Annotated in this window: 13 protein-coding genes; 8 read left to right on the forward strand and 5 right to left on the reverse strand. The window is 60.5% G+C overall.

The window, feature by feature from the left end; genetic code table 11:
- Positions 1–25: 25 nt before the first annotated feature.
- Positions 26–2,872 carry a preprotein translocase subunit SecA gene (gene secA / locus PQU92_RS07605; protein WP_272747618.1) on the reverse strand — a complete coding sequence of 949 codons (2,847 nt, stop codon included), beginning with the start codon at positions 2,870–2,872 and terminating at the stop codon, positions 26–28.
- Between the two features lie 275 nt (positions 2,873–3,147).
- On the opposite strand from secA, the gene PQU92_RS07610 reads away from it, so the two are divergent.
- Together PQU92_RS07610 and argJ are read left to right on the forward strand one after the other, a co-directional pair.
- Complete coding sequence (locus PQU92_RS07610) at positions 3,148–4,275, forward strand: peptidyl-prolyl cis-trans isomerase (RefSeq protein ID WP_272747619.1); 1,128 nt, start codon at positions 3,148–3,150, stop codon at positions 4,273–4,275.
- 85 nt (positions 4,276–4,360) lie between these two features.
- Positions 4,361–5,791, forward strand: a complete 1,431-nt coding sequence (argJ, locus tag PQU92_RS07615; protein WP_272747620.1) for a bifunctional glutamate N-acetyltransferase/amino-acid acetyltransferase ArgJ — start codon at positions 4,361–4,363, stop codon at positions 5,789–5,791.
- 44 nt (positions 5,792–5,835) lie between these two features.
- Here argJ and PQU92_RS07620 read toward each other — a convergent pair whose 3' ends face one another.
- On the reverse strand, positions 5,836–6,264 hold the full coding sequence (locus tag PQU92_RS07620; protein ID WP_272747621.1) for a hypothetical protein: 429 nt from the start codon (positions 6,262–6,264) through the stop codon (positions 5,836–5,838).
- Positions 6,265–6,354: 90 nt separating this feature from the next.
- On the opposite strand from PQU92_RS07620, the gene mutT reads away from it, so the two are divergent.
- Positions 6,355–6,753, forward strand: coding sequence for an 8-oxo-dGTP diphosphatase MutT (mutT, locus tag PQU92_RS07625; RefSeq protein ID WP_272747622.1), 399 nt, complete (start codon positions 6,355–6,357; stop codon positions 6,751–6,753).
- 2 nt (positions 6,754–6,755) lie between these two features.
- Here mutT and PQU92_RS07630 read toward each other — a convergent pair whose 3' ends face one another.
- Complete coding sequence (locus PQU92_RS07630; protein ID WP_272747623.1) at positions 6,756–7,127, reverse strand: hypothetical protein; 372 nt, start codon at positions 7,125–7,127, stop codon at positions 6,756–6,758.
- An 83-nt stretch (positions 7,128–7,210) separates the two neighbouring features.
- On the reverse strand, positions 7,211–8,095 hold the full coding sequence (locus tag PQU92_RS07635) for a methyltransferase domain-containing protein (RefSeq protein WP_272747624.1): 885 nt from the start codon (positions 8,093–8,095) through the stop codon (positions 7,211–7,213).
- Between the two features lie 21 nt (positions 8,096–8,116).
- Between PQU92_RS07635 and PQU92_RS18860 the strand changes: the two genes are divergently transcribed.
- From PQU92_RS18860 to PQU92_RS07660, 5 genes are all read left to right on the forward strand, one after another.
- Positions 8,117–8,974 carry a ComF family protein gene (locus PQU92_RS18860; RefSeq protein WP_272747625.1) on the forward strand — a complete coding sequence of 286 codons (858 nt, stop codon included), beginning with the start codon at positions 8,117–8,119 and terminating at the stop codon, positions 8,972–8,974.
- An 84-nt stretch (positions 8,975–9,058) separates the two neighbouring features.
- On the forward strand, positions 9,059–9,313 hold the full coding sequence (gene grxC / locus PQU92_RS07645) for a glutaredoxin 3 (RefSeq protein ID WP_272747626.1): 255 nt from the start codon (positions 9,059–9,061) through the stop codon (positions 9,311–9,313).
- 1 nt (position 9,314) lies between these two features.
- Positions 9,315–10,139, forward strand: a complete 825-nt coding sequence (locus PQU92_RS07650) for a carbon-nitrogen hydrolase family protein (protein ID WP_272747627.1) — start codon at positions 9,315–9,317, stop codon at positions 10,137–10,139.
- Positions 10,136–10,573, forward strand: coding sequence for a DUF1178 family protein (locus PQU92_RS07655; RefSeq protein WP_272747628.1), 438 nt, complete (start codon positions 10,136–10,138; stop codon positions 10,571–10,573). The genes PQU92_RS07650 and PQU92_RS07655 overlap by 4 nt, the downstream gene beginning before the upstream one ends.
- A 62-nt stretch (positions 10,574–10,635) precedes the next feature.
- Positions 10,636–11,124 carry a hypothetical protein gene (locus tag PQU92_RS07660; protein WP_272747629.1) on the forward strand — a complete coding sequence of 163 codons (489 nt, stop codon included), beginning with the start codon at positions 10,636–10,638 and terminating at the stop codon, positions 11,122–11,124.
- Positions 11,125–11,288: 164 nt separating this feature from the next.
- On the opposite strand, the gene PQU92_RS07665 is transcribed toward PQU92_RS07660, so the two are convergent.
- Positions 11,289–13,325 (reverse strand): protein-disulfide reductase DsbD family protein, encoded by a 2,037-nt coding sequence (locus PQU92_RS07665; protein ID WP_272747630.1) that lies wholly within the window; start codon positions 13,323–13,325, stop codon positions 11,289–11,291.
- Between the last annotated feature and the right edge of the window lie 173 nt (positions 13,326–13,498).

A 13,498-nucleotide genomic window follows, 5' to 3' on the forward strand; every position in this document is an offset into this window, starting at 1 on the left:
AAGGAAGTGGTAAAGAGGACGTTAACTAAATCAGGGCCCCGTGGCAATGCTTGAATTTCTTGCCGCTGCCACACGGGCAGAGTCCGTTGCGGGGTGTGGCTTCCCAGCCCGCCAGCAGCGCTGAATGGGGGAGTTTTTCACGCTGTTCGGTCGTTAAATCGTCCGTCAGTTGCGGGGCGAGGGTGTTTTCCCCGGTCGTCGGATCGAGGTGGATTTCCTCGAACTGCACCGGCTCCGGGTCCGGCTGACCCTGGAAGCGGATTTCGACCGTCATCAGCCAGCGCGTCGTATTGTGGCGCAGGTTGATAAGCAGGGTTTCGAACAGCGAGAAGGCCTCGGTCTTGTACTCGTTCAGCGGGTCGCGCTGACCGTAGCCGCGCAGGCCGATGACCGCGCGCAGATGGTCGAGGTGCATCAGGTGCTCGCGCCACTGCATGTCGATCATCTGGAGCAGGAAGTTCTTTTCCAGCGCCTTCATCTGATCGGCACCGAGCAGGTCCAGACGCTGCGCCATGGTGTCGGCGGCGGTTTTCTGGATGCGCTCTTCGATCTCTTCGTTGGCGATGCCTTCTTCGGCGGCCCAGTCTTCGATCGGCAGGTCGAGGCCCAGCAGCTTCTCGCAGCTGTCCTTGAGGCCCGCGACATCCCACTGCTCGGCATAGGCCTTGGGCGGCAGATGGCGGTCGACGAGGTCGCGGATGGTGTCTTCGCGCATTTCCGAGATCAGCTCGGACAGGTCTTCGGAGTCCATGAACTCCTGACGCTGCTCGAAGACGGCCTTGCGCTGGTCGTTGACCACGTCGTCGTATTTGAGCAGGTTCTTGCGGATTTCGTAGTTGCGCTGCTCGACGCGTTTTTGCGCGGTCGCGATGGCCGAGTTGAGCAGCTTGTGTGTGATCGCCTCGCCCTCTTCGACGCCCAGCGTCTTCATCATGGCGTTGAGGCGATCGCCCGCGAAGATACGCATCAGATCGTCTTCGCAGGACAGGTAGAATTTCGAGGTGCCGGGGTCGCCCTGACGGCCGGTACGGCCGCGCAGCTGGTTGTCGATGCGGCGGCTTTCGTGGCGTTCGGTGCCGAGCACGAACAGGCCGCCGGCCGCCAGCGCCTTTTGCTTGGAATCGGCGATCTGGGCTTCGATCTCGGCCTTTTTGGCCAGAAGCTGTTCGTTGGTGACATTGGCCGCGGCCTCGTCGCCCAGTTCTTCGAGCCACTTCTGCACGCGCAGATCGACGTTACCGCCCAGCTGAATATCGGTACCGCGACCGGCCATGTTGGTGGCGATGGTCACCGCGCCCGGCACGCCCGCGTCGGCGATGATATAGGCTTCGTTTTCGTGATGGCGCGCGTTCAGCACGCTGTGCTTGATGCCCTTGCCCGAGGTGAATTCGATGTCGTAAGCCTCGTCGCCGAGCTTCGCCAGTTCCTTCTTGTCGGCGCTGGCGTACTGGCTTTTCAGCGTACGGCTCTGTTCGACGCGGTAGGTATATTTATCCAGGAAGTCCGACAGTTGCTCGGACTTTTCGATCGAGGCCGTACCGACGAGGATCGGCTGGCCCCGAACGAAGCAGGCGGCGACCTGATCGGCGATGGCCTTGAACTTTTCGGCTTCGGTGCGATAGACCTCGTCGTCGAAATCGACGCGCTTGATGGCGCGGTGGGTCGGGACTTCCAGCACGTCCATCTTGTAGATGTCGCCGAATTCCGAGGCTTCGGTCGCCGCCGTGCCGGTCATGCCCGACAGCTTTTCGTACATGCGGAAATAGTTCTGGATCGTCACCGAGGCCAGGGTCTGGTTTTCCGGCTGGATCGCCACACCTTCCTTGGCTTCGATGGCCTGGTGCAGGCCTTCCGACAAACGACGGCCCTGCATCATGCGGCCGGTGAATTCGTCGATCAGGATGATCTCGCCATCCTTGACGATATAGTCCTTGTTCGCGGTGTAGAGCGTGTTGGCGCGCAAAGCTTGGTTAGCATGATGGACCAGCGACACGTTGGCGGCGTCGTAAAGACCCGTCGTGTCTTCGGCCAGATAGCCGCCGGCCATCAGCATGTCTTCGAGACGCTCCGAGCCCAGCTCCGACAGCAGTACCTGACGCTGCTTTTCGTCCAGCTCGAAGGTTTCCGGATCGGTGATCAGTTCCTTGGTCAGGCCGTCGAGCACCTTGTACAGTTCCGAGCGGTCCTCGGTCGGGCCCGAAATGATCAGCGGCGTGCGCGCTTCGTCGATGAGGATCGAGTCGACTTCGTCGACGATGGCGAAGTGGTGGCCGCGCTGGACCATTTCCTGACGGTTATAGACGAGGTTGTCGCGCAGATAGTCGAAGCCGAACTCGTTGTTCGTGCCGTAGGTGATGTCGGAATTATAGGCCTGCTTGCGGGCGGGCGGCGACATGCTGGACACGATGACGCCGGTGGTCAGGCCGAGGAAGCGATAGACGCGGCCCATGGTTTCGGCGTCGCGTTTGGCCAGATAGTCGTTGACCGTGATGAGGTGGACGCCCTTACCCAGCAGCGCATTGAGATAGACCGGCGCCGTGGCGACCAGGGTCTTGCCTTCGCCGGTGCGCATTTCGGCGATACCGCCTTCGTGCAGGATCAGGCCGCCGGTGAGCTGAACGTCGTAATGGCGTTGCCCCAGCGAGCGCCAGGCGGCTTCGCGCACCGTGGCGAAGGCCTCTTCGAGCAGGGACTCCAGCGAGGCCCCGTTGGCGAGGCGTTCGCGGAACAGGACCGTCTGATGCGCCAGTTCCTCGTTGCTGAGGGCCTTCATCTTCGGTTCGAGCGCATTGATGCGGCTGACCCGGCCCGACATCGATTTAACCTTGCGCTCGTTAGCGGAGCCGAACAGCGATTTGGCGAAAGCCAGCATGAGAAACCCGACGGTAAATGTTCAAGAACCTGCCCCCCTGACCGCGCCCTGTTTCCACATTTAGCGAAATATCAAGGTCTTCGGCGTAAGGCTTTTAAGGCAGATAGGTAAAAGGTGACGCTTTTCAAGCGCGGGGACTGACTTAAGCGTGGCGCAGGCCTATGTCAACGATGAAGGGGTTTTGCCCTTTGCTGTAAAAGGCTCTTGCAGAGCCACGGGTTTGAATGGCTAATAGGCGCGATTTTGTGTGCGCGTGCTGACTGGGGATAGTTTGTATGGGGCAATCAACCGGCTTCAAGGCGTTTTTCGCCGTTCTGGCGTTAACCGTAACGCTGGCGGCGTGCGACAAGCCGACTCTGGACGAACGTCCGCCCGAACCCGGCGATGTCGCGGTCGCGCGTATCGACGGCCATACGGTCTGGGCTTCGGACGTGCGCTACGAAGCCATTCAGCAGGGCCTGATCGGTGAAGGCGAACCGCTGGATATCTCCTCGCCCCTGTTCCGCCGGACGCTGGAAGAAGTGATCGATCAGAAGCTGCTGGCCCGTGCGGCTCTGGCCAAGGGGCTGGATCGTACCGAACTGGCCCAGCGGCGTATCGCGGCGGCGCGCGAGGACATTCTGGGGCATATGTTGCTCGAATCCTCGGTCGATGCCGCCATCGACGACAAGAAGGTCAAGGACCTTTACGACGAACAGGTGCGTCTGGCTGAAAAATCCGAGGAAATCCGCGCCCGCCTGATCCTGGTCAAGACGAAGGAGGAGGCCGATAACGTCGTGCGCCAGATTCAGGGCGGGGCGCTGTTCGAAGCTTTGGCCATGGAGCGCTCCATCGATCAGGCGACCCGCTTCAACGGCGGCGATATGGGTTATTTCACCACCGACGTCATTCCGGCGGCCTATCGCGGCGCGCTTTTGAACGCCAAGCCGGGTCAGGCCGTCGGGCCGGTGCAGATCGACGGCGGCTGGGCGATCTTCAAGTTGGAGGAACGCCGTCCGGAACAACCCCTGACGCTTGAAGAGGCGCGCCCCAGCATCATGTCGGCGCTCAAGCTCGAACAGGTGCGCGGCCTTCTGCAAGGCCTGCGTGACGGGGCGCGCGTCGAAATGCTGGTCAAGGACATGGGCAGCGGCAATGAGCGCGAACCGGCCTCGGCCCCCAAGGACGTGCCGCCCGCCGGTGACGATGCCTCCGCCGCCGGGGATGAGGCGTCGGAAGACGCGCCTGCGTCGTCGTCCTCATCTGCGTCCAAGGCGGCCTCTAAGTCCGCTGCGCAAAAGCCCGCCGCGCAAAAGAATGCGACCAAAAGCGCCGCCAAACCGCTCGCCTATTCGCAGCCGCTCAACGACGGCACGGGCACGAAGACGAAACTGCTGGCAACGGCCAAACCGGCTTCGAACTGATTTACGCTAATAAAAGTCTTCACAGGGTCACAAATAGGGGGTAATCCGCCCTTTTTGAACAACCCTCTGGTGGAGTGCAGCGCGCATGACCAAGCCCCCTTCCTCTGGCAAATCGACGGATCACACGACCCCGGCGGCCAGCCATGACCGAGGGATCGGCGGCGCGTTCGATGCCATCAAAAAAGTCGTCCAGACCGGTGCCGAGCTGGTCGGGGTGCATCCGTCGGCACCGGCTGCCGAAGTGCCCCAAAATCAAAACAAGCCGGTGACCGGCAAGCCCGGACTGGCCGTGTCGCCGCTGGCGGTGCCGCTGCCCGCCATGCCGCCCGTCAACGGCGTCGAGATCGCCATCGGTCAGGCCGGCTTTTACAAGCACGCGCGTCCCGACCTGCTGGTCATGAAATTCGCCGAGGGCACCACGGCGGCGGGCGTTTTCACACGTCACACCATCGGTTCCGCCCCGGTCGACTGGTGCAAGAAGCAGTTGACCGCCAACGAAGGCAACGAAATCCGCGCGCTGGTCGTCAATGCCGGGTGTGCCAACGCCTTTACGGGCAAGCTGGGGGCCGACGCCGCCCGGCGCACCGCTGCGGCCCTGTCGCGGCGTCTGGATTGCCGTCAGCGCGATATCCTGCTGGCCTCTACCGGCGTGATCGGCGTGGTGCTCGACGACTCGAAAATCGCCGCGCAACTGCCGCTGATCGAAGAAACCTTCAAGGCCGACGCCTGGCACGACGCCGCTCAAGCCATCATGACCACCGATACCTTCCCCAAGGGCGCCTATGAAACCGCCTTAATCGATGGCGTCGAGGTAAAGATAGCCGGGATCGCCAAGGGCTCGGGCATGATCGCGCCGGATATGGCAACCATGCTGGCCTTCATCGTCACCGACGCGACCTTAAGCGCAGGCGTGCTGCAAAGCCTGCTCGGTCTCTATACGCGCACGACCTTCAACGCCGTGACGGTGGACGGCGACACCTCGACCAACGACACGGCGCTGCTGTTCGCCACGGGGGCTGCCGGGGCCGTGAAGATCAGCCGCGCGGGCGACAAGCGCCTGGCCGACTTCCGCGACAAACTGGAAAAGGTCATGCACAATCTGGCCACGCAACTGATCCGTGACGGCGAAGGCGCGACCAAGTTCGTCAAGGTTACGGTGACTGGCGCGTCGTCGCCTGCCTCGGCGCGCAAGATCGCCAAATCGATCGCCGAAAGCCCGCTGTGCAAGACCGCCTGGGCCGGTGAAGACGCCAACTGGGGCCGCATCGTCATGGCGGTCGGCAAGACCGAGGAAGAGGTCGACCGTGACCATATCGCTATCCGCTTCGGCGACCTTGTGGCCGCCGAACACGGCGCGGTGTCCCTCACCTACGACGAGGCGGCGATGAGCGCCTATATGAAGAAGCAGGACTTGGAGATCGCCGTCGATGTCGGCGTCGGTCGCGGTTCCGCGCACGTCTATACCTGCGACCTGACGCATGGCTATATCAGCATCAACGGCGATTATAGGTCGTAAGATATAAAAGCCCTTCCGAAGTCTGGAAGGGCTTTTTAGTATCGTCAGGGAGCGACATCGTCCGGCGACAGGTCGCGCAGGGTGATGTGCTGCGCCTTCCAGCCCTTTTCGGTCCGGAACATGACGACCGCAATAAAATAAGGGCCATTGTCGTTATAAAGCACATAGCGGCGGTAAACGAGCTGCGTCCCCAGCGTGCTTTCCGCGACCTTTTCATACTTGAGCGGCATCACGAAATATTCGCCCACCTGCTTGGTAAGGCCGACCAGATTGCGCAGCAATTGCGCCTGATCCTTGATCTGCGGCATCATGAGTTCATTATAGGCATCATCATATTGTTTCGCATTGACCTTTGTCATGAAGCTTTCGAAGGCCCGATCGATCTGCTTTGAATCGGCATCGCTGACCTGAGCCTGGACGGTGACCGGCAACAGCAGGCACAGGCTGATAAAAAGGCTGATTAAGGTTTTCATTTTTCCCCCTCGGAAAGTGTGCCGGGGTAGGATAGACAAGGGGTTTAGGTCGCGCAAGCGGCCATGCGGTAACATAGGATACGCCAGATCATGAAAACCGTACTCGTCGTCGCGGCGGCCCTGATCGATAACGATGGCCGTGTGCTGATCGCCCAGCGCCCCGAAGGCAAGTCGCTGGCCGGACAGTGGGAATTTCCCGGCGGCAAGGTCGAAGAGGGCGAAACGCCCGAGGCCGCGCTGATCCGCGAGCTTGAGGAAGAGCTGGGCATCACGACGAAAGCGGCCTGTCTGGCGCCGTTCGTCTTTGCGTCCCATACCTATGAGACGTTTCATCTGCTGATGCCGCTATACCTGATCCGCCGCTGGGAAGGCACGGCGCGCGCGCTTGAACACACGGCACTGAAATGGGTGAAGCCCAAGGATTTGCGCGACTATCCCATGCCGCCCGCTGACGCGCCACTGGTGGCCTATCTGGTGGATTTTCTTTAGATTTAAGCCGCCGGGCAATTGCCGTCGATCATCTTTTTCAACTGCACCTGACCGTCCGTGACGACGGTTCGCTTCTGCGCCATCTCGGTCTTTGAGGCTCTCGGCTTGTCGGCGGCATCGACGGGCGCGTTTTCGGCCTTATCAAGATTTTTGAGCGCATATCCCAGGGAATCGTAAGCCGAGCGCATGGCAACGCAGGCGTCCTTGAGGTTGCCGAGTTGCACGTGGGTCTGCGCACCGGTCAGTTGGATATCGACATTTTTCATGTTCATATCATAGACGAAAATCGCGTCATTATAGGCCGTATCCGCCAGGGCACTGGCGGGCAGGAGAACCAGACTGCTGAGGACAAGCAAGGCGCGACGAATGGACATGAGACAGCTCCGGAAAAACGATGCGGCTGTCCTAACACGTCTAAAATATCGACGTTACTTACAAAGCCTGATAGGATCGGCGTTCACAGTCGTCCCTCTTTGACGCCCAGCGCATCGGCCAGACGTACCTTGGCCGAGCCCGGTTGCAGCGGTTTTTGCTGGCTTTCGTGCGGCGTCCAGCCGGACAGGGTAATGATCTCGAACGTGGCGCGCACACCGCCTTCGGGGTGCGGGAAGCGTTCGGCATAAAGCTCGAAGGCGCGGTTTAAAATCGCACGGTTAAGGCCCTTGCGCGGGCGATCATGCAAGATATTGGTTTCACCCATCGCCCTCAGGTCGCGCAGCAGATTGAGCGGATGGTCATAGGCCACCACGACCTTATCGGTATCGACGACCGGCATGTTGAACCCGGCGCGTTTCAGCAGATCGACGCAGTCATAGCTTTCGGCAAACGGCGCGATGCGGGCACCGCTGCCGCCGCGAACCTCAAGTTCGGCCTCCATCAGCACGTTGCGCAGTTCACGCAGGGTTTCGCCGCCGAATTGCGAGGCGATCAGCAGGCCGTCTGGGCGCAAAGCCCGCCGGATCTGCACCAGAACCCCCGGCAGATCGTTCGTCGAGTGGAACGCCAGCGCCGACACCACCAGATCGAGCGTATCGTCGCCAAAGGGCAGGGCCTCTTCATCGAGAACAACCTGTGCATCATTTTGGTCGGACAGGTCTGTCTCTATAAGAAAATCAATTTTTTCAGAAACTAAAGCGTTCTCAAACAACGTGCGACGCAGGCTGCCGTCGCGCGAACCGATCTCCAGCGCCGTCCCGAAGCGCCGGTTGACCGCGCTCAAGGTGTCCAGAATATCCTCTATGGATCGCGTTTTCAGGAAGTTTGCCGCTGAAAAACCACTGGCGGCGCGTCCGATCCGGCGGCGCAGCAGTTGACGATCGAATAAACGGGGTGCACTGGTCATGGTCACAACATGGGGGGTAATGTGGCGCTTTCCATAGGCCATCTGCCGGAAAAGGTTAAGGCGTTTCTCGATGAACACGCCATAGGGCCGCGCTTGCGTGAGGGCGCAATGCAGGCGCTTGACCTGATCTATCCGCGTCAGCCCCTCAGCCACGACCCCGATATCCGCAACTATGCGGGGCCGTCGGTGTCGGTTCAGGCCTCCGGGCTCGATGCCGGGGATTGGGCCGCGATCCGTTTTCTCGGCGACGACGGTTGCGATATGTGCGCGCGACTGTTCGAAGGCGGTCTGCATCTGGGGACAGGTGCCCTGTGCGACGACTGCACGAAGACGCCATTTCCGTTCAAACGCGGTCGCGCGGCCTGTATCTATGGCGAGGCGTCGAAGGGTTTGATTCTCGCCTTCAAACACGCTGACCGGCTCGATTTGCGGCCCGTTCTGCTCGGTTGGTTGTCGCGCGCCGGGGCCGGGATCATGCCGGACATCGACGTCATCGTGCCCGTACCGCTGCACGTCGATCGGCTATTTCAGCGGCGCTATAATCAGGCTTGCGAACTGGCTCGACCTTTGGCACGCGCATTCCACAAAGACTTTGAACCCGACGGTTTGCGCCGCGTCCGCCCGACGCATCAGCAGGGCGGCAGTCTGGCGCGTACCGCCAAAGGTCGTCGCGCGGATCGCTATGAGAATGTGAAAAACGCCTTTGCCGTGACGCCTGCCGGGCAACGCCATTTGCGCGGGCGGCATGTGCTGCTGATTGATGATGTGTTCACCTCCGGCGCAACGCTGTCGGCCTGCGCGACAGAACTGCTTAAGGCCGGGGCGCGTCAGGTCGATGTGCTGGTCCTGGCCCGCGCGGTCCCTGCCTCACTGTTATAAGCGCGCCACACACCCTTCTTTAAAACTTACAAGCCCTTGCCTATATAAGTGTTTATGACATTGTTACGTTTTGACGAGTGACTCATGGCCAATATCGAAATCTACACCAAGCCCTACTGCCCCTATTGCGAGCGCGCCAAGTCGCTGTTCGACCGTAAAGGCGTCGAGTTCAAGGAAATTATCGCCTCGAACGACCCTGCGCTGCGCAAGGAAATGAACGAGCGCTCGGGCCGCAGCACCTATCCGCAAATCTTTATCGACGGACTGCATGTCGGTGGTTGCGATGACCTGATGGCGCTCGATTCGCGCGGTGGTCTGGACCCGCTTCTGGCCGCTTAAGATGAAAGTTGCGCTCCTTCAGACGACGACGCCCGGCCGCCCGGATCAGGCTTTGGCACACCTGACACCGCTGTATGAGACGGCGGTGGCTCAGGGTGCGCAACTGATCCTGACGCCGGAATGCTCGAACCTGATGGAGCAGCGCAAGGACCGCAAGGCCGAGGTCGTCACGACGCTGGAGGGCGACGCCTGCGTGCAAGGTGTGCAGGCTTTGGTGAAGCGTTATCGCGTCCCGACGCTTCTCGGTTCGGCCATCGTCGCCTCGCCCGACAACGACGAAGATCGTGCCGTCAACCGCACGCTCTATTTCGACGGCAATGGCGAGATCGCGGCCTATTACGACAAGATACACTTGTTCGATGCGACGACGCCGAACGGCGAGGTCTATCGCGAAAGCGCCTCGGTCAAGGGCGGTGATCGCGCGGTCGTGGCGCAAACGCCGTTCGGTGGATTGGGCCTGACCATCTGTTACGATGTGCGCTTCGGCTATCTGCACCGGGCTCTGGCGCAGGCAGGCGCCGCGATGATCGCTGTGCCTGCGGCATTTACGGTGCCGACCGGTCAGGCGCATTGGGAAGTCATGCTGCGTGCGCGAGCAATTGAAACCGGCGCGTTTATCCTCGCTCCGGCGCAGGGTGGACAACACGAGGATGGCCGCAAAACCTGGGGCCATTCCATGGTCGTCAATCCGTGGGGCGAGGTCATAGCGCAGCTCAATCATGACCACCCAGCGGTGCTGATGGTCGATATCGATCTGGCCGAGGTCGCCCGCGCCCGCGCGGCGATCCCGCAACTACAACACGACAGGACCTTTGTACGCGTATGATCCGCTATGCCCTCAGATGTGAATTCGACCACGAATTCGAGGCGTGGTTTTCCAATTCCAGCGCCTTCGACGAGCAGAAGGCGAAGGCGCTGATCGAGTGCCCGCATTGCGGCTCTCTGCACGTGGATAAGGCGATCATGGCGCCGATGGTGCGCACCTCGGAAACGGTGGATGCGCGTCAGGCCGATGCCACAAGGGCCATGCGCGAAGCTTTGCATAAGGTGCGCAAGCACGTCGAACAGAACTTCGACTATGTGGGCAACTCGTTCGCCAAAGAAGCGCGCGACATGCACGACGGCATCGCGCCCGAACGCGCCATCTATGGTGAAGCCAGCCGCGAAGAAATCCGGGAACTGGTCGAGGACGGCGTGCCGATCGCGCCCTTACCCGCCGCACCTGAGGCGGTAACGCCGAAATCGAAAGCCCTGAATTAGGACGTAAAGCATTAACGAATTCTTGGCCGAGACCTTGCATAAGAGATGCAATGGAGACCGCCATGAAACGCCTTGCCCTGATTGTCGCCCTGATGTTGATGCCCGTTGCCGCCTGCTCTCAGGTGCCGGTGACGGCGGCTGTGGTTAACCCTTTGTCGCGCGAACCGTTCTACGCGATGATCGTCAAGGACGCGGGCAATCTCAAGGCGACGACGGAGGGGTTCGCCAAAGCGCCGTCATTGGCATTACTGTCGCAACCGGGGTTCACCAAATATGCCGAGGCGATTACGGACCTGTCGGCGCGCGATCTGAAAGGGCATCAGGATCTCAAAAAGCGCGGCACGGACAATGATCTGAAATGCGTGCTGATGGGGGTATCGCTCGATTTGCCGATCAAGCTGAAAGCCATTCAGGCGGCGACAACCGAAGCCGAACTCAAAAGGGCTTTGAACGATATGGCTTTGTTGCTGGGCGATAATATCGACGTCATCGTCACGCCCGCGACGGCGGATTCAGGCCTCGATTGCGTCATCGAGTTTGGTGATAAGTAAGTAAGGTTTGACCACGAAAAACACGAAAAGCACGAAAATGGAGTACGCTTAAATTCTTGCGCGAAGCGCCTAAAATTGGAGTTGTGAGACGATGGAAAAAGCCCTTCGGGTAAAGACTGAGCAACCAATTTTTTCGTGCTTTTCGTGTTTTTCGTGGTCAAATCTTACTTCTTCAAAACTTTCACCAAATCATCCGTCTTGAGCAACTGACCCAGCACCACGGGTTCAGCGTTGTTTGCTCCGTAATAGACGTAGAGCGGCACCCCGGAACGACCATTCTGGCTCAGATATTGCGAAATCGCCGCGTCCTGATTGGTCCAGTCACCGACCATATAGACCGTGCCGGATTGCGTCAGTGCGTCCTTGAACGTTCTGGTCTCAAACACCAGTCTTTCATTCACCTTGCACGTCACGCACCAGGCGGCGGTCAGATTGACCAGCACCGGCTTGCCCTGTGCGCGCAGTTCGGCGATGCGGGCGGTCGAGAAGGGTTCATGGTCGGTGGCGACAGTCGGCGTGACGTTGGGCTTTTGCACGGCGGCGATGCCGGCGACGACCAGGGCCAGCCCCAGAAACAGCGGACGCAGGACGGACGGTAAGGACAGTTTCGGCCACCACAATCCGGCGGTCAGCAGCGCCAGCGCGATCACCAGCGCAAACAGGCCCCAACCGGAAACCTGCTGCGCGAAGACCCATGCCATCCACAGGGCGGCACCGTACATAGGCACCGCCAGAATAAGCCGCAGGCGGTCCATCCACGGACCGGGGCGGGGCATCTTTGCGGCCACGGCGGGGACGTAGGTGATCAGGTAGGTCAGGGCGATGACGGGCAGGGCGAAGCCAAGCCCCAGAGCCAGAAACACAGTGATGCTGACCACACCGCCCTGCGCCAGTGCGACGCCCAGAGCCGTGGCCATGAACGGAGCGGTACACGGTGCGGCGACGACGACAGCCAAGGCTCCGGTCAATACGGCGGTCACGTCGGCGTTTTTACCGCTCAATCGTCCGCCCGCCAGCGATTGCAGGCTGGAGCCGACCTCGAACAGGCCGGACATGTTGAGCGCCACGGCGAGCAGCAGCAACGACAGCCCCGCCGTCACCCACGGCGACTGCAACTGAAAGCCCCAGCCGAGCGCTGAACCGAGCACGCTCAGGACCAGCCCCAGCACAGTAAAGGTCAGCAACACGCCAAGGCCGTAGAACAGGGATTCACGCCGTCCGGCGGCCCCTTCGTGGCCAGCACGGGCCAGCGCCAGAAGCTTCATCGACAGGACCGGGAAGACGCATGGCATCAGGTTGAGGATCAGGCCGCCGACAAAGGCCAGCCCCATCGCGGTTAGGACGCCCGCGATGTTAATGTCCGGCTTTGCGGCGGCGGGACGACCAAGCCCTGAAGTTCCGGCGTGCAGTTCGCCAGCGGGCACGGTGATCGCGTAGGATTGGCCCGAAGCGAATTTGATGACGGCCGCGAATGGCGCCTCGATAGCGCGTTTGGTTTTGAGGGTCATACTGAACCCCTTGGGGCCCAGTTCGATGGTTTGCGCGGCGGACGGGTCGATCAGTCCGCCTTCGACGGGGAACAGATAGGCGCCTCCGGGATGGGTGAAATCCTCCGTTTGCGCGGGCGAGAGCAGGCCAAGCGTCAGGGTATTGCCATCGACTTTGTAAGCGCCGGCGACCGGCACGGTCTGCGGCAATCCGGCATGCGCCTTGCTGAAATCGCTCAGTTTTTCCGGTGTGACGGTGACCTTGAGATCGAGCGACAGATTGACGGTTTCCGGCACGCAGACCTTTTCGCAGACGAGGAAATCGACGCGTGCCTTGACCGGCAATACACCCGACGTCAGGGCCGAACCGTTGGTCAGCTTCGCCAGCAGGAAGGTCTCAGAACTGTAGCCATAGTTGGTCAGGCCCATATAGGGCTGCACCTCCGGCGTCGGGAAAACGAGGTCCGACACCGCGACATTGAGGGGCAATGTCCACGTCACGCGCGGCGCAAGGCCCGTATCGCCGGGGTTTTGCCAGTAGGTGTGCCAGCCTTTCAGCGGCACATGGCGGATGGCCAGCCACGTCTCGCCGCCCTTTGTGACGGTGGTCTCCGCGATCAGCTCGGTGGTGAGGTGGGCGGTTTTGACCGGTTCGGCGATCGCCATACCGTTGAGGGCAAAAAACGCGAGTACCAAAGCTAAGAGTTTACGCACCTGATCACCCGTCGAAAATGTCACGGTCTTATACGATCCGATATGGGATTTGGCTTGGATAAAAATCAAGCCGCGCAAATTTGTTCGAAAATGCGTGAGCTTGCGACGGAACTGTCTTTGCGCTACGTATGATTGGTCGAACAATCAAAAATGGTCATTGTCTTATTGGTTGA

This window comes from Asticcacaulis aquaticus, from assembly GCF_028550415.1.
Taxonomy (GTDB): Bacteria; Pseudomonadota; Alphaproteobacteria; order Caulobacterales; family Caulobacteraceae; genus Asticcacaulis; species Asticcacaulis aquaticus.